The sequence below is a fragment of the Pseudomonas syringae genome, assembly GCF_000737245.1.
GTDB classification, from domain to species: Bacteria; Pseudomonadota; Gammaproteobacteria; order Pseudomonadales; family Pseudomonadaceae; genus Aquipseudomonas; species Aquipseudomonas syringae_J.
This window is the reverse complement of the sequence record NZ_JPQU01000034.1, coordinates 32758-49715: the sequence shown is the minus strand read 5'-3', so window position 1 is coordinate 49715 and position 16958 is coordinate 32758. Positions and strand designations below refer to the sequence as shown.

Below are 16958 nucleotides of genomic sequence, written 5' to 3'. Positions count from 1 at the left end.
ACTGCTATCGCGGGCAAGCGCGCTCCTACGGATTGTGTGCGGGTCGACAAATCAAGCATTCTGCTTATGCAGTTTTTCGAGCTTTTTCTTGATTCGGTCGCGCTTCAGGTTGGACAGGTAATCGACGAACAGTTTGCCGTTCAGGTGATCGCATTCGTGCTGGATGCACACAGCCAACAGACCTTCGGCGATTTCCTCGTAAGGCTTACCGTCGCGGTCCAGGGCTTTAATGCGGATTTTCTGCGGGCGATCGACGTTTTCGTAGAAGCCTGGCACAGAAAGGCAGCCTTCCTGATACTGGTCCATCTCGTCGGTCAGGGTTTCGATCTCCGGGTTGATGAAAACCCGAGGCTCGCTGCGGTCTTCGCTGAGGTCCATGACCACGACGCGTTTATGCACATTGACCTGGGTGGCGGCCAGCCCGATACCTGGCGCTTCATACATGGTTTCAAACATGTCATCGACCAATTGGCGAATACCGTCGTCTACTACGGACACCGGCTTGGCGATGGTGCGCAGGCGCGAATCGGGAAACTCGAGAATGTTTAGGATAGCCATATACGTAAGAGCTGCACTTGTAGGGTAAAGTCAAAATCGGCTGCCGGGGTTTGGACGTCCAAGCAGGGCAACCATTTTTTTAATTCGAGCCTGTCAGACTCTATGTTCACGCGAAGCAACATGATAAAGGGATTCACCGCATGAGGAAATCACTACTCGCCCTGCTGCTTTTGGCCGCGACAGGTCTTGTGCAGGCGCAGGTGCAGCTCAAGGAAGGCCATCCGCAAACTTACACCGTAGTCGCCGGTGACACGTTGTGGGACATTTCCGGGAAATTCCTCAATGAACCCTGGAAGTGGCAGGAAATCTGGCGCGCCAATCCGCAGGTCCACGACCCTGATCTGATCTACCCTGGCGATACCTTGATGCTCAGCTACGTCGATGGTCAGCCGCGTCTGACCGTCAATCGGGGTGAGTCGCGCGGCACCATCAAACTATCGCCACGGGTGCGCAGCACGCCGATGGTCGAAGCGGTGCCGAGCATTCCTCTGGGCGCGATCAATGCTTTTCTGCTCAGCAATCGGATCGTCGACACCCCCCAGGAGTTCGACCGGGCGCCCTATATCGTCGCGGGCGATTCCGAGCGCGTGTTGAGCGGCGTCGGTGATCGCATCTATGCCCGTGGCACCTTCCAGCCAGAGCATCGGGTCTACGGCATCTTTCGTCAGGGCAAGGTCTACGTTGATCCAGTGACCAAAGAGGTGCTGGGCATCAACGCCGACGACATCGGCGGTGCAGAAATTGTTGCTGGCGAAGGCGACATGTCGACCTTGGCGCTGCAGCGCTCCAATCAGGAAGTTCGGCTGGGCGACCGTCTGTTCAGCAGCGAGGAACGGCCGATAACATCGACCTTCATGCCAAGCTCCCCGCAATCGAATATCGAAGGCCTGATCATTGATGTGCCGCGCGGCGTGACGCAGATTGGTGTCTTTGACGTTGTCACCGTCAACCGGGGCAAGCGTGACGGTCTGGCGGAAGGCAACGTACTCGCCATTTACAAGACCGGCGAAACAGTCCGGGATCGCATCACCGGTGAACAAGTCAAAATTCCTGACGAGCGCTCGGGTCTGCTGATGATTTTCCGCACCTACGACAAGCTCAGCTATGGACTGGTGTTGCACGCTAACCGTTCTTTGGCGGTCATGGATAAGGTTCGAAACCCGTAAGGGTATGTTGCAGAATTGATACAGATTTCTGTCGTCGTACCACCACTTATCAAATTGTTGTCAACAGAGTTATCCACAGGATAGTCCACCATTTTTGGTGGGCTACAGATCAAGGAAGATCTCATGCCGCTGTTCGAAAAAGCTGCCCCTTCGCCTGCAGAACTGGAAGCGCGCCTGCGCTTGCATCGCTTACCGGAGGTCGGTGGCAAACGCTTCATGAAGCTCATCAATGCTTTTGGATCTGCCTCCGCAGCCCTTAGCGCACCTGCCAGTGCATGGCGTGCGTTAGGGCTGCCGACGGCGTGCGCCGAAGCCCGTCGCGACCCGGATATCCGAGACGGCGCAAGTGCTGCACTGGCTTGGCTAGAGCGTTCGGGCCAGCAATTGCTGATGTGGGACGATCAGAACTATCCCGCGCTGCTCGCGGAAATTCCCGACCCTCCGCCGTTATTATTCGTGGCTGGTAACGCCACTATCCTTGATCGCCCGCAGTTGGGCATGGTCGGCAGCCGCCGCGCTTCGCGTCCTGGGCTGGACACGGCCAACGCTTTCGCCAAGAGCCTAGCAGGTGCCGGATTCGTGATTACCAGTGGCTTGGCGTTGGGCATCGATGGCGCTGCGCATCAAGGCGCTTTGGATGTCGGCGGCGCGACAATTGGCGTGTTGGGCACCGGCATCGAAAAACTTTATCCACAGCGCCATCGGTCGTTGGCAGCGCGGATGATTGAGGAGGGAAGCGCGGTGGTTTCCGAGTTCCCGCTGGACGCCGGTCCCAACGCCAGTAACTTTCCACGGCGTAACAGAATCATCATCAGGTGATATAGTTTGCCGAGTGAATTTTTTGGATCTCTCCATCGTGCCAAAAGCATACGCATACATCAGATTTTCTCGTGCTATCCAAGCCACCGGGGATAGCGAAAACCGTCAGTTAACGGCTCTGGAACTGTTTGAGACGTCCACAGGGACCAAAATCGTGGAGGTCGTATACGACAAGGGCAAATCGGCGTTCAGGGGCGACAACGCCCGGTCAGGCAATTTCAAAGAAATGTTAGACAGGATGGGCAGCGGTGCCATTCGTGCGGGGGATTATCTGGTCGTTGAGAGTATTGACCGAATAACACGCCAACGGGTGCTTGATGGTGTAGAGCTTCTTCAAGGTATTTTGAAAAAAGGTATCAACATCTACACGACTGTGGACCAAAAAACGTACTCGTATAACGACCCATCCCGAGATTTTGAAAACCTGCTGATGATTAGCCTGATTGCCAAACGGGCGAACGAGGAATCTGAAACAAAATCTGGTCGTTTATTATCAGCTTGGAAAGCACGTAAAGCCAAAGCAGAAAATGGCGAAGTCATAATCAAAAAGGGCAAATCCATCCCTTACGGCTTGCGTGTGGAACACGGTAAGTTTGTCATTCATAAAGAAGAACAAGAAGAAATCCAAAAGCTTTTTGAATTACTGCTGAAATTTGGACTTAATACTGCAATCACGAAAACAAACGAAACGTCTCTAAAAAAATGGAACAACGGTACAGTTAATAAAATCCTGAAGAACAAAACTGTTATCGGTTGCATGGCGACACATCGCGTTGAATATACCGCAGATGGTAAAGCCAGGAAAATATTAACTGGGTTTATCGAAAACTATTATCCCAACCTTATAGAGCCCGGCTTGTTCTATAAGGTTGTTGATACTATGTCAAATCGCAAACAAAAAAACTGGTCGGGTAGGAGAACAGAACAAGACTTCAACATTTTCAAGCATTGTATATATTGCGAGCAATGCGGTGGAAAAATGTACTACGACCACCGGGGGAGTAGATACAAGGGGAAAATATACCCATTTTTCAAATGTGATAATTCACGGATTCAAAAGCATATATGTAACGCTGATAACGTTCGGTTTGAATATGTTTTTGGTTCGTTATTAGAATGTGTTTATCTTATCAATAGAGTTGCAACAGGTATCACAAAGGATTTTAAAGGAATTTCGACCCAGGCCCGGTATCTGAATCCTAGAATAAATAATCTATTAAAAATTGATGATAGCCAGCAGAATATTGAACTGGAAGAAAAGCGGAAAAAGCTAGTCGCTTCCAGAACAAAGCTCGACGGTATGAATCTCCGAATGATTGAGGCGGACTACAACGTACCGACAGAATATATGCGTCAAATGTCGAGTTTGGAAATAGAGATTGAATCACTTAAAAGATCTATTGCACTTCTTGATGACGCTGGCAGCGATGGTATAACCATTGAAGACACTCAAACAATAATTGACCTGTTTCAGACAGATGATGGCAGGGCTAAACTCAATTCATTTTTTAAATCGAACGATATTGTATTCTATGCTTCACATATTAAAAGTACACGTAGCACGGTATTCAGAATGCACCGCAAAAATTCGAATGTAGATGAGCGCATTAGTGAGACGACAAAAGTATTCCCTTTGAAAAATATTCTCCAAGAATTTGGTCTCGGGGATTTACAGACAATGTTCGACCTTAAAACAAATTGATAACCCAGCCCTCAAAAACCAGAATTAAAATTCTGATTTTTCGAGGACTCAAATTTAAGGCGTGAGTTCTATGAAAGAGTTTCTAATCGAGGATTATCTGAACAGTGATTCTGATATTCAAGCACTCTTGAATATTGTCATTGAGGAAGGTAGTCAGCAAGGTCTGATAGCGTGCATAAGAGCAATCGCCCGCGTCAAAAGCATTGATCTAAATCTTGATGACAGTTTCGTCTCTATTCAAAAAGCATTGCAGGCTATAGGGTATAAGTTTGCCGTCGAGAAGCTAGATACTTAATTCTTCTCAACACCCTATTTAGCCATTTCAATATGTTATTCTAAATATGTGAGGTAATAAGTAACTCGCTACACTTTCCGACACACTTTTGCTGCGCAAAAGATGAGTCTCCAAGTTTCACTCGTGCTTGTCAGCAGGACAGAAGCCAAAGCAAAAGCAACGCAAGTGCAAAAAACATCACACGAAACTGACTAAAAAATATCGCGGCGCTCATTATTTTTTATCCAGTTTCTTCGGATAGCTTTGCAAAAAATGTCGCTCTATCGCTCATAATTTTTTTCAAATCAATCACAAAAGGAAAACTAAAAAAACTAAAAAACCGGTGAACATAATGGCTACAAAAAAAACAGTAACGATGATTTACAAACATCTAAATTTTCAAAATGACAGACTCGGAAAATCCAAGCTTCTAAAGAGTCTCGCTCACTCGCTCCGCATTTCCCCATCTGATAAAAACAAAATAAACAAAACAAAAACGTTGGAGTGGAATGAAGACCTAGCTCATACAAATTTAATTTTTGCGGCTCATTTAGGTTCAAAACCAGTTCGACTGGACAGTCTAACAGAAGAGCAAAAAGTAAAAATTCAAACCGGATTTATCGGTAAAATCAATGACGAGCAAAAACAAAAAGATAGTAACTCCGAGACTCTTGACACGTTAAGAAAGTATAAAGCGAAAGTAAATAAATGGTCAAAATCAATCACTGATAATACCGACCCGATAAAGATTTTTCTCGATAAAATTCGAGATGAAAAAAGCCCTGTTCAGATAGAAAGTGAGATTAATACTTTAACCCAATTTGAGTTCGCCCGTAAAAATCAAAAGACTGAAACAGTCAGAAAGTTTTTAGAGCTTCACAATGAAGTTATCGAAAATAAATCTGATATTTCTCGAAATAAAATTTTTATACAAGAAGCTTTTTTCAAGATCCCTTCGCACAACAACGTCAACATATCAACTTCCGATTTGGTGACTAATATTCATTCGTTCTACAAGGAAAATTTTCCAGACTACCCAGTAAAGCTAATCGTTTTTCACGGCGACGAGGTTGGAAATCACCCTCACATTTTCATAGACGCAAAGAATCAACGCACTGGAAAATACGATTTGCTAACTGCGCAAAAGAACTTTGTAAATGACAATATTGAAAAGCTAAAAGATGAATATCCTGACGCTAAAAGATTAGATTTTTCAGAAAGAGATTATTCTGCAAAAAAACTTCAAGCACAATATTTCCAAACGTTGTTTTATCAACATTCAAACAAGATGCTTAATAAGTACGATATTGAAGCAAAAAAACTTGAAAAGACAAAAGAAAATAATGCTCGAATGGCGTTGATTGAAGCAGATGCTAAAAAGCCTAAAGTCGAACGTGAATATAGTTTCTTTAATGCCAAGAAGGTAGAAAGTAATAAAGACCTATCAGATATACAAAAAGCAATCTCCGAAGCGCGAAAAGAACTATGCACTTTAAATGAAAACCTTCCAGCGCTTCGTGATGAAAGTTCTAATCTTAAACAATCAAATATTGAGTTGAAATGCAAGAATGAGGAATTAACTCCACTTTCTAAACGTTACGATAAAATGAAGCGAGATTTTGATGAGATGGAACCTAAATACAATCACATGCTTACGAATTATCAAGAGATTGTAAATAAAGCAAAGACACAGATTAAGGATGGAATTAGAGAAATCCTCACGGTCATGTGGGGACTACAAGCATGGGGGAAAGAGAAATTCACCTTCGGAATGTTTAATAAAAAAATGAAGGGAGAACCAAACGATTTAAAGGAGTTCGATGAAAGCATAGAAAAGCTTGTTCGTCTTACAGCTGACGAGGCTTTGGATACATATATTGATATTGATTTTCTCACACCCAAAGAGCCGATAGCACAAAGCTTCAAAGCGAAAGTAATTGAAGAAAGAAACCATCCCGAACGTCGAGAAAGAAAATTATACATTGATAAAGAAGTAGATATATTCGACAAAGCTTTTAATACAAAAAAATCAAACGTTGAAATTGCTAGGGAGCTATTTGACGAACAAGAAATTGAACAGCATCGTGAGCAAAAGAAAAATACTACCCATTCGATAAAGCCATGATATGGATTGATGAGCTTACAACCAGCGGTGTCAGAAGCGGAAGCGTCGCAGACTTGCTTTTGACTTTGCTTTTATATGGATAACTTTCTATTTAATTGAAAGTTACATAAAAGCGACACTTATTCATATATGCGACATTCTTATACAAATGCGACAACTTAATTCACAGGCAACAAAAAAGAGCCATTAGGCTCTTTCTTTTTAATTTTAAAAGTTATAATTAAAGCACTACCAAATAACTATAACAATGCACCCTCTTATTCAGTGTAACACTTTAAATAAAAATTCTAATACCTTACTAGAAAAAACTTTGGAAATTTATCAGTCTAAATTACCAATTAAACCTTATTATACCGACGATTATCATTTCGGAAAAAAAATAGCCAATCATAATATTGCTTTAAAAGCTCGACACATACAGCCTAACTCAAAGACGCATATACATTATATGTTGTTCGATGTTGATACCTCTACATCCGCAATGGACTGGTATGACCTCAATTTGCCAGCGCCGCATCTTGTGGTAAAAAACCCTTCGAATGGTCACTCTCATATTACTTACATACTTGAAAAATCTGTAAAGGCTGATGTATCAGGGCGCTCAAAGCCGCTAAATTACTTTGCTGACATTGAATTGGGTCTTGCTATAAAGTTGCGCGCGGACCTTTCCTATAATGCTACCTTGACTAAAAATCCGTTTAATAAAGCTTGGCAAACATTTTCCTTTGAGAACGCCCCCTATGAATTGGGTTATTTGAACGAATTTGTAGATAAGAATCTTGTTGCTCAATATAGACAAGCACAAAAGGCAAAAGAAAAGAATGTCGGTTTTTCGACAAGCAGAAATTGTCAGCTCTTTGATGACTTACGAATTTGGGCCTATAAAAATTTTGCACATGAGAATTTTCTTGCTGAATTAGAATGGCAGGCAAGTTTTCTCAATTCATTTGACTCTCCATTGGGTTCTAGTGAGTTAAAGACCATTATCAATAGCGTATACAATTTTATATCTAGAAATTTCTCAGTCGAAAGACTGAATGAGTTAAAGAGTAATCGAGCCCGACAATCAGCTCTGAAAGGCGGAGGAAGACCTAAAATATATAACGATGAGGTAAAACCCTGGGAAGAAAGGGGAATATCAAAATCTTGGTATTATAAAACAAAAGAAGTCGTCATAGCTGAAACAGTCCAGCCTGAAAAAGTCGAGGCTTGGAAAGAGTTAGGGATGTCACGTAGAACATATTTTAGGAAAAAAAGCCAAGGACTGATAAGTGGCACTAAATAAGAGACTTAAACTATATCAGGATAATAGCCCTATGGGAGGCTTTATGTGGGGGGGGCTCCCTCTTTGCACTATAAAAAGTTCAAAAAACAATCTATTCGTGTATGTTGGTCAATAATAAGGGTTTGTTGGTAGCGTGTATGTTTTTATAACCACATTACTACTCAAATACTCTGGATTTCTCCAAAAGTTTTCGTCTTGCATTGTCCAAAGCGTTTTAGACTCTTCACAGCTTCCACTCTTGAAGTTAAATGAGTGGCTTATTTGAAGCATAGAACTGCCTCGTTCATTGTATGAGTCTTTACTTTTGCAGTCGTTAGCTGCATTTTGAAAAGCTTTTACAGACTCTTTTCTCTCTTTGTCAGTCAGCCTATCCTTTGCCGAGATTTTAGCTTCGATAACCGTCCCTTGCTGAACATCGTTATTTTTAAAATAACCAGTGTTTACTGCAATGCAAAGCGCACCGAGAACCACAAAGAATTTAAAGACATCTTCCATATCAATTAGAGATTATTATCTCTCAATTGTAGCACTTCTATCCAGTTTCACTTAAATATGCTAACACCCAAAGCAGCTACTGAAACTATAATGGCAACTCCTGAAATCCAAGTGGTTGTAAGAAATTTACTTTTCTCTGATTCTAGCCCTGCCAAAATCGAAGACATCAGTGGGAAGTGTATGCAGTGAACATCACTGCCAACCTGTAACGCAAAGAGTGGCACTTTCGATTTTCGTTCGTCATCATTTACATAAGAGTGAAGTCTGTTTAAATGATTATACAGCCGCCCGAAAACAATACCTGCATCTACGTTCAGTCGTGACGCAATGAGCTTTATGTCTATTGGCATATAGGCTTTTCCGCCACGTCCGTTTTCTTCTCCCTCCCGATAATTGCTATACGCTTCATAATACTCTTTGTATATCGCGTCTAAAACTTTAAGGTCTGTAGGTAGCTTCATTTTTCTCCTTCAAATACTCACTATACGCGTCAAAATGGTATGTCATCATCAAAAGAGTCAAATGCTTTGTCTTTTGGTTTGGTTGGCTTTACAGCAGGCTTGGGTTTTCGAGAAGCTTTTATCTTTGCTTCATTAGCTAAAATGTACTCTTGCCCATCAGGGGTTATAGAGTATGTGTAATACTCATACATGTTGTCTGCTCGCACTTCTTTTTCAATAAGTCCTAACCGTTCCAACTTAATGACAGCAATAGAATAGAACTCTTGAGAGTTAGCATTGTTGAATATATCACTAGACATCACACCTTCAACATTGTGAAGGCCTTTTTCAAACACTTCTAATAGTAAGCGTAATTCGGTTTCGCCCACTTCATAACTGAATCCGGTTTTTTTAGTTTGGGCTTTAATGATTTCAATATCATCAGTAGCTAAACCTAGTCGAACAATCTCTTTTTTAACTTTGTTGCACGGCGCACCAACTGCCTGCGTTAAGTCCTTATCTGAACGATTACCATCGTAGTCAGCCGGAGTTAGACCTAGCAAGTCGGTAGGAAAATGAAGGTTAATATCCCGAGGCTTAACAATAAAGCATCGTTCTTTTGTTAGCATACCGATGAAGAGACCAAGTTCGAATAGAACGTTATCTCTTGCTACAATATGGCTTTGCTCTCGAATAGTTGATATATCATCGGGAGTGAAAACGAAAATCGCAAAATCTACCGTTCGGGATTTTTCCATTAAACTGTCTATTGTATTACTGGACAGACTGAACCCGGCCTTCCAGTGCACAATTTCGGCGTCATAGTCGAGGCACTCATTGATAGCGTCAGCTACAGGCATCCCCTCAACCGAAGATGCTAAAAATACCCGAGGTTTCCTCATTTTTACCGATCCGTGTGCGTGGCGAATTGACCATTTTTTGAGCATAGCGAAATGCCTCCATCATCACCACCATGTTGCGTACATGCAGGTGAATTGGCTAGATTTTTCACTCGGATAAATCGTTTACCGAATCATCAGCGGATTATCCCTTGGCGTGCTGGTGGTCGAGGCCAGCGTTGCCAGTGGCTCGTTGATCACCGCGCGATTGGCTGCCGAACAAGGTCGCGAGGTATATGCCATCCCCGGTTCGATTCATCATCCTGGCGCAAGGGGTTGCCACCAGTTGATTCGCGATGGCGCCGTGTTGGTGGAAACCGTGGAGCATATCCTCGAAGCGCTGCGCGGCTGGCAGGTGGTTGTGCCCGCCGACTCTACCCCTGAGCCCCTCAACGCTCATCCATTGTTGGCGCTGTTGCATGCCGCGCCACAGACCAGCGAAGGCCTGGCTCACTCTAGTGGTTGGCCGCTGCCCAAGGTGCTGGCGGCATTGACCGAGTTGGAGTTGGATGGGCGTCTTGCTTGTGAAGCAGGACGATGGTTTGCCCGGGCGCCCTGAGGGTAAACTGCCGGCAATGTTTAGCGGAGAGTGCAAATGATCAGCAGTTGGCGTGTGCAACAAGCCGCTCGCGAGATTCGCGCCGGTGCGGTAATTGCCTACCCAACCGAAGCGGTGTGGGGCCTGGGCTGTGATCCCTGGGATGAGGAGGCGGTATACCGTTTGCTGGCTATCAAGTCACGGCCTGTGGATAAAGGGCTGATTCTGGTGGCCGACAATATTCGCCAGTTCGACTTTCTGTTTGATGACTTCCCGGAATTGTGGCTCGACCGCATGGCTAGCACCTGGCCTGGGCCGAATACCTGGCTGGTTCCGCATCAGAACCTGTTGCCGGAATGGGTTACCGGGATTCATGAGACCGTCGCCCTGCGCGTCAGTGATCACCCTACCGTCCGTGAACTGTGCGCGCTGGTTGGGCCGCTGATTTCCACGTCGGCCAACCCCGCAGGCCGCCCCGCAGCCCGCACGCGAATTCGCGTCGAGCAGTATTTTCGCGGGCAGGTGGATGCAGTGCTCGGTGGCACCCTGGGCGGCCGCCGCAATCCGAGCACGATCAGGGATGTGGCGACTGGGCAGGTTGTCAGGGCGGGTTGAGATTGCCCCGGTGGCGTTGAACCTGTGGGAGCGAGCTTGCTCGCGAAGAGGCCTATATATCCGCTCGATATCTTTGAGTCGGAATCCGTCTTCGCGAGCAAGCTCGCTCCCACAGGTTTTTTTGCAGGCTACTTCAGATCAGGGAATCAAAATGCTCGACCCAATGGTGCGGCGGGCGGACAGTTCAATCTGTGCCTTGGCGGCATCCTTGAGGGCGTATTGCTGGATGTCGTCGACCTTGATCTTGCCATCGGCGAGCATGGCGAACAGCTCATCGGCCATGGCCTGCAGGTTTTCCGGGTTGTTGGCGTAGCTGCCCAGGGTTGGACGCGTGACGTACAACGAACCTTTACTGGCCAGAATCCCCAGGTTCACACCCGCGACCGGGCCGGAGGCATTGCCGAAGCTGACCAGCAGACCCCGCGGCGCAACGCAGTCCAGAGATGTTGTCCAGGTGTCCTGACCTACGCCGTCGTAGACCACTGGGCATTTCTTGCCATCAGTCAGCTCCAGCACACGCTTGGCCACATCTTCATGGCTGTAGTCGATGGTTTCCCAAGCACCCAAGGCTTTGGCGTGCGCCGCCTTCTCGGCAGAACTCACGGTCCCGATCAGTTTTGCGCCCAGCGCCTTGGCCCATTGGCAGGCCAAGGATCCCACGCCACCCGCAGCGGCATGGAACAGGATCGTTTCGCCGGCTTTTACCTGATAAGTCTGGCGCAGCAGGTACTGCACGGTCAGCCCTTTGAGCATGATGGCGGCAGCCTGTTCGAAGCTGATTGCTTCCGGCAGGTGCACCAGATTATCGGCTGGCAGGGTATGCAGTTCGCTGTAGCTGCCCAGCGGGCCGGTGCCATATGCCACGCGGTCGCCCACCTTGAAGCGCGTCACTTCACTGCCGACTGCGTCGACGATGCCCGCGCCTTCGTTGCCCAGGCCTGACGGCAGCGATGGCACTGGATACAGGCCGCTACGGAAGTAGGTTTCGATGAAGTTCAGACCGATTGCCTTGTTGCGCACCCGTACTTGTTGCGGGCCAGGCGCGGCGGGTTCGAAGTCTACATACTCGAGAACTTCCGGTCCGCCGGTGGTGTTGAACTGGATACGCTTTGCCATTTGCTCTCTCCGTGATCAATCGAACAGGGTGTGAATGTTCTTATCAGGCATTAGATAAGTATCTGATATTGAAATACCTCGCTGTAGGAGCGCGCTTGCCCGCGATAGCGCCCGGTCAAACGATAATTTTTTGACTGAACCAACGCTATCGCGGGCAAGCGCGCTCCTACAGGTCCCCGTTTGCTGCGCGGGAATCCCCTATCGGACTCCTTCACTTGACCCACGTCAACTGCGGCGCCTCTGCCGGAGCTGTTATGCTACGCGCCAATTTCTCTGCGGCCCTTCAAGTCCGGGGGCTGAGCCTTTTGCAGTCAGTTTTAAGGGATCGCCATGTCTTCTAGCCGCACTGAGGCCGTCAAAGCCTACCTGCTCGATCTGCAAGACCGGATCTGCAACGCTCTGGAACAGGAAGACGGCAACGCCGTTTTCGTCGAAGATGCCTGGACCCGTCCAGCAGGTGGCGGTGGGCGGACCCGGGTGATTGAGAACGGCGCGGTGATCGAAAAAGGCGGGGTGAATTTCTCTCACGTATTCGGCAGCGGCCTGCCGCCGTCGGCCAGTGCCCATCGGCCAGAGCTGGCGGGCCGTGGCTTCGAAGCGCTGGGCGTGTCGCTGGTGATCCATCCGCACAACCCCCACGTACCAACCTCCCACGCGAATGTGCGTTTTTTCATTGCTGAAAAAGAGGGCGAAGATCCGGTCTGGTGGTTCGGTGGCGGTTTCGACCTGACTCCTTACTACGGCGTCGAAGAAGACTGCATCCACTGGCACCGCGTTGCCGAGCAGGCCTGCGCGCCGTTCGGTGCCGACGTGTACCCGCGTTACAAGGCCTGGTGCGACACCTACTTTCATATCAAGCATCGCAACGAGCCACGGGGCATCGGAGGTCTGTTTTTCGATGACTTGAATCAGTGGGATTTCGACACCAGCTTTGCTTTCATTCGCGCCATCGGCGACGCATTCGTCGATGCGTACCTGCCCATCGTGCGCCGTCGTAAAGCTGCTGCGTATACCGTGGAACAACGGGAGTTTCAGGAATTCCGCCGTGGCCGTTACGTGGAGTTCAATCTGGTCTACGACCGTGGCACGCTGTTTGGGCTGCAATCGGGCGGGCGCACCGAGTCGATCCTCATGTCGCTGCCGCCGCAGGTTCGCTGGGGCTACGACTGGAAAGCAGTACCGGGCAGTGAGGAAGCACGGCTGACCGAGTATTTCCTGCAGGATCGGGATTGGTTGGCATTGGGGTGAGCCCCACAACAGTCTTCAATTGAAATGCATTCCCCCTGTGGGAGCGGTGCTTGCCCGCGATACAGGCACCGCGATTTTCCCATAGATCACCTAAACCTTATCGCGGGCAAGCACCGCTCCCACAGGGAAGTGCTGTGTCCACAAACCATGCTCCAGGAAAACCAATGGACCACTACGTCGTCTTCGGCAACCCCATCGGCCACAGCAAATCACCGCTGATTCACGGCCTGTTCGCCGAGCAAACTGGTCAGCAGCTGGATTACCGCACCGCGCTGGCGCCGTTGGATGACTTCACTGCATTCGCCAAGGCGTTCTTCACCCAAGGCCGTGGCGCCAACGTGACTGTGCCGTTCAAGGAACAGGCATTTCGCATGGTCGACAGCCTGACCGAGCGGGCGCTGCGTGCTGGCGCCGTGAATACCTTGAGCAAGCTGGCCGATGGCACGTTGCTGGGGGATAACACTGACGGCGCCGGTCTGGTTCGGGATCTGACCGTCAATTGCGGCGTTAGCCTGCGCGGTAGGCGCGTGTTGCTGCTGGGTGCGGGCGGCGCGGTACGCGGCGCGCTGGAGCCGCTGCTGGCTGAGCGTCCTGCGGCTTTGGTCATCGCCAATCGCACCGTGGAAAAAGCCGAGCTGCTCGCCCAGCAATTCGCTGATCTGGGGCCGGTATTTGCCAGCGGTTTCGATTGGCTGGAAGAGTCCGTGGACGTGATCATCAACGCCACTTCCGCGAGCCTCACCGGCGAGCTGCCGCCGATCTCTCCGAGCCTGATCGAACCGGGTAAAACCTTCTGCTACGACATGATGTACGGCGCAGAGCCGACGGCCTTCTGCCGTTGGGCCACTGAACATGGCGCTGCACAATCGGTAGATGGCCTGGGCATGCTGGTCGAGCAGGCTGCCGAGGCGTTCTTGCTGTGGCGCGGTGTGCGTCCGGATTCGACCCCGGTGCTGGTCGAACTGCGCCGACAGCTAGCGGTTTAGTCTTTAAACAGGATCGGGCATTTCTCTGCCCCTTCCAGCTTGCGTAGCTCGTCGATGACCTGCGGCCTGGCCCCTCGCAGTGTCAGGGTTCGATCCTGAGTGCGCAGACGTCGCGCTTCCTGGTGAAGCATTTCAACGCCGGAGTAGTCGATGAAGTTGATCTGCTGCGCCTCGATAACCACATGTTTGCCTTCAGTGCGCTGCAAACGGGTTTGCAGGTAGTGGCTGGCACCGAAGAAGATCGAACCACCCACGCGCATGATCTCCTCGTCGCCATCGCGCCATTGCTGTACCCGTGGCTGCGACGTGCGCTTGAGGTAAAAGAACAGCGACGCCAGCACGCCCGCGTAGATGGCGGTCTGGAGTTCCAGCAGCAAAGTCGCCAGGCAGGTCAGCGCCATGACCAGAAACTCGGAACGGCTGACCCGGAACAGTGCCCGTATACCCCGTCGATCCACCAAGCCCCAGCAGATCAGCAGGATCGATGCCGCCATGGCCGGGATCGGAATATGGGAAATCAACGACGCACCGGCCACCGCGAACAAAGCGACCCATAGCGCCGAGAACACTCCCGCCAGTGGCGAGCGTGCGCCGGCTTCAAAGCTCAGCGCAGCCCGAGTGAACGAGCCTGCTGACAAGTAGCCGGAAAACAGGCTGCCCGCCATATTCGACAGGCCTTGGGCGCGGACTTCCTGATTGGCATCGAGCAACTGCTGAGAGCGCGCTGATAGCGAGCGGGCAATCGAGAGGCTATTGACCAGACCCAGCATGCCCACCGCGACGGCCGTCGGCAGCAGTCTGAGGACCAATTCCAGATCCATGGGCAATGGACTAAGCGGCGGCAAGTGACCCACGAAGGCACTGACTACCCGGACGTGCCCAAACATCCCGGGCCATAACCAGACCAACAGGCTGGCGGCAATCAAGGTGATCAGCAACGTGGGCCAGCGTGGCACCAGCAGTTTGAGGACAATCCCCAGCGCCAGGGTCAGCAGGCCTAACAGCAACGAAGGCATATCCAGCTCGCCACGATGCTCCAGCACGCCCATCAGGCTTTTCAGGGCGGTGGTCTGGCTGGGCAGATCGATGCCGAACAGATTCGGTATCTGCCCCAGCGCAATCACCACCGCCGCGCCAAGGGTGAAGCCCAGTACCACGGAATGAGAGACGAAATTCACCAGCGCGCCAAAGCGCAGCATTCCCAGCAATAGCTGGAATACCCCGGCGATGAAGGTGAGCAACAGGATCAGGGTGATGTAGTCCTGACTGGCAGGCACCGCCAACGGGCTGATGCTGGCGTAAAGCACAATGGAGATGGCCGCCGTCGGGCCACAGATCAGGTGCCACGATGAGCCCCACAGACACGCGACCAGGACCGGCACGATGGCAGCGTACAGGCCATATTCGGCCGGCAGCCCGGCGATCAGGGCATAGGCGATAGATTGCGGCAGCGCGAGAATGGCCCCGCTCAAGCCCACCAACGCATCACGGCCAACGCTGGTGCGAGTCTGGCGGGGGAGCCAGGCCAGGAAAGGCAGGAATTTATGACGGTTGAGCCAACCCATGAAACGCTCTTGGAAGATTGCGGAAGGGGTAAGGGTGAGGTGTTGGCGGTTGGGGCGCAATACCTGTTGGAGCGAGGCTTGCCCGCGAAAAAGTCGGAACGACTTTCATACGAACTCTACTTCCCATCTTTGCGACTGCTGCGCAGCCGTTCGCGGGCAAGCCTCGCTCCAACAGATTCGGTGGGCGCTAGTTACAACTTCGCCTTCACCGCCGCCAACGCTTCCTTGTCATCAATGGTTTTCACGCCATCGAGCCACTTTTCCAGCACGGCCGGGTTGGCTTTGATCCAGGTTTTCACAGCAGCAGCGTTGGTGACTTTGTTATTCGCCACGTCAGCCATGATGCCGTTTTCCATGTCCTGAGTGAACGTCAGGTTGGTCAGCAACTTGGCGACATTCGGGCAGGCTTCGGCATAGCCTTTGCGCGTCAGGGTGAAGACCGAACCCGTCGCACCAAAGTACTTCTCACCGCCGGTGAGGTAGTGCATGCCCTTGATCTGCACGTTCATCGGGTGCGGCGTCCAGCCCAGGAAGACCACGAATTCCTTGCGCTTAACATTGCGCTGCACTTCGGCCAGCATCGCCTGTTCGCTGGACTCGATCAGCTTCCAGTCGCCCAGATCAAATTCGTTTTTCTTGATGATCTCCTGAATCGACAGGTTCGCCGGTGCGCCTGAGCCGATGCCGTAGACCTTTTTCTTGAATTTGTCGGCGAATTTGTTCAGGTCGGAGAAATCCTTCACGCCCGCTTCGTAGACATAGTCCGGAACCGCGAGGGTAAATTCGGTGCCCTCAAGGTTCTTCGACAGCTGGGTGACGTCGCCAGTGGCGATGAACTTGTCATAGAAGCCCTGTTGCGCCGGCATCCAGTTACCCAGAAAGACGTCCATCTGCCCGTCCTTGAGGCCACCGTATGCGATTGGCACTGCCAGGGTATCCACCTTGGCCTTGTAGCCCATACCGTCGAGTAGAAAACCGGCGATGGCATTGGTGGCAGCAATATCGCTCCAGCCTGGATCAGCCATCTTCACGGTGCTGCAACTTTGCTCGGCGGCCTGGGCTGCAAGGCTGCTCAATGCCATGACACCAATCACGAGTGTTCTGGAAACCGTCTTCATTCACTTCCC

The 16958-nt window shown here is 49.9% G+C and carries 15 protein-coding genes and 2 pseudogenes; 10 read left to right on the top strand and 7 right to left on the bottom strand.

From position 1 onward, the window contains the following. Positions 1–51: 51 nt before the first annotated feature. Positions 52–558: a peptide deformylase gene (gene def / locus IV01_RS13325; protein ID WP_032628478.1), complete on the bottom strand. Its 507-nt coding sequence runs from the start codon at positions 556–558 to the stop codon at positions 52–54. Between the two features lie 140 nt (positions 559–698). Here def and IV01_RS13330 point away from each other — a divergent pair, with 140 nt between their 5' ends. The 6 genes and pseudogenes from IV01_RS13330 (at position 699) to IV01_RS26315 (ending at position 7929) form a co-directional block, all read left to right on the top strand. After that, positions 699–1724 (top strand): LysM peptidoglycan-binding domain-containing protein, encoded by a 1026-nt coding sequence (locus tag IV01_RS13330; protein ID WP_032628477.1) that lies wholly within the window; start codon positions 699–701, stop codon positions 1722–1724. Positions 1725–1847: 123 nt separating this feature from the next. Further along, positions 1848–2534 (top strand): annotated as a pseudogene (locus IV01_RS0125035) (DNA-processing protein DprA); the annotation flags it as partial. Positions 2535–2565: 31 nt separating this feature from the next. Continuing rightward, positions 2566–4245, top strand: coding sequence for a recombinase family protein (locus IV01_RS13335; RefSeq protein ID WP_195758781.1), 1680 nt, complete (start codon positions 2566–2568; stop codon positions 4243–4245). 70 nt (positions 4246–4315) lie between these two features. Then, the gene (locus tag IV01_RS13340) at positions 4316–4540 is read left to right on the top strand and encodes a hypothetical protein (protein ID WP_032628475.1); all 225 of its coding nucleotides are present in this window, start codon (positions 4316–4318) and stop codon (positions 4538–4540) included. Positions 4541–4871: 331 nt separating this feature from the next. Continuing rightward, positions 4872–6644, top strand: a complete 1773-nt coding sequence (locus tag IV01_RS13345) for a hypothetical protein (RefSeq protein WP_032628474.1) — start codon at positions 4872–4874, stop codon at positions 6642–6644. Between the two features lie 247 nt (positions 6645–6891). Continuing rightward, positions 6892–7929, top strand: coding sequence for a replication initiation protein (locus IV01_RS26315; RefSeq protein WP_080290290.1), 1038 nt, complete (start codon positions 6892–6894; stop codon positions 7927–7929). A gap of 108 nt (positions 7930–8037) precedes the next feature. Here the strand turns inward: IV01_RS26315 and IV01_RS13350 are convergent, their stop codons facing one another. Genes IV01_RS13350 through IV01_RS13360 form a run of 3 tightly spaced genes read right to left on the bottom strand, consistent with a single transcriptional unit; the run spans position 8038 to position 9811 of the window. Beyond that, positions 8038–8424 carry a hypothetical protein gene (locus tag IV01_RS13350; protein WP_032628473.1) on the bottom strand — a complete coding sequence of 129 codons (387 nt, stop codon included), beginning with the start codon at positions 8422–8424 and terminating at the stop codon, positions 8038–8040. 47 nt (positions 8425–8471) lie between these two features. After that, the gene (locus tag IV01_RS13355; RefSeq protein WP_032628472.1) at positions 8472–8885 is read right to left on the bottom strand and encodes a hypothetical protein; all 414 of its coding nucleotides are present in this window, start codon (positions 8883–8885) and stop codon (positions 8472–8474) included. A 29-nt stretch (positions 8886–8914) separates the two neighbouring features. Then, entirely contained in the window at positions 8915–9811 is an 897-nt protein-coding gene (locus IV01_RS13360) for a TIR domain-containing protein (RefSeq protein ID WP_050507512.1), read from the bottom strand. An 82-nt stretch (positions 9812–9893) separates the two neighbouring features. Between IV01_RS13360 and IV01_RS0125030 the strand changes: the two are divergent. Together IV01_RS0125030 and IV01_RS13365 are read left to right on the top strand one after the other, a co-directional pair. Beyond that, a pseudogene (locus tag IV01_RS0125030) lies at positions 9894–10322 on the top strand (DNA-processing protein DprA); the annotation flags it as partial. Between the two features lie 36 nt (positions 10323–10358). Next, positions 10359–10916 (top strand): L-threonylcarbamoyladenylate synthase, encoded by a 558-nt coding sequence (locus tag IV01_RS13365; RefSeq protein ID WP_032628471.1) that lies wholly within the window; start codon positions 10359–10361, stop codon positions 10914–10916. 138 nt (positions 10917–11054) lie between these two features. Here the strand turns inward: IV01_RS13365 and IV01_RS13370 are convergent, their stop codons facing one another. Further along, positions 11055–12032, bottom strand: a complete 978-nt coding sequence (locus IV01_RS13370) for an NADPH:quinone reductase (protein WP_032628470.1) — start codon at positions 12030–12032, stop codon at positions 11055–11057. Between the two features lie 330 nt (positions 12033–12362). Here IV01_RS13370 and hemF point away from each other — a divergent pair, with 330 nt between their 5' ends. Together hemF and aroE are read left to right on the top strand one after the other, a co-directional pair. Next, positions 12363–13280, top strand: coding sequence for an oxygen-dependent coproporphyrinogen oxidase (gene hemF / locus IV01_RS13375; RefSeq protein ID WP_032628469.1), 918 nt, complete (start codon positions 12363–12365; stop codon positions 13278–13280). A 164-nt stretch (positions 13281–13444) separates the two neighbouring features. Continuing rightward, positions 13445–14266, top strand: coding sequence for a shikimate dehydrogenase (gene aroE / locus IV01_RS13380; RefSeq protein WP_032628468.1), 822 nt, complete (start codon positions 13445–13447; stop codon positions 14264–14266). Here the strand turns inward: aroE and IV01_RS13385 are convergent. Then, positions 14263–15831 (bottom strand): SulP family inorganic anion transporter, encoded by a 1569-nt coding sequence (locus tag IV01_RS13385; protein WP_032628467.1) that lies wholly within the window; start codon positions 15829–15831, stop codon positions 14263–14265. The genes aroE and IV01_RS13385 overlap by 4 nt on opposite strands. A 191-nt stretch (positions 15832–16022) precedes the next feature. Then, positions 16023–16949: a choline ABC transporter substrate-binding protein gene (gene choX / locus IV01_RS13390; protein ID WP_032628466.1), complete on the bottom strand. Its 927-nt coding sequence runs from the start codon at positions 16947–16949 to the stop codon at positions 16023–16025. Positions 16950–16958: the final 9 nt, after the last annotated feature.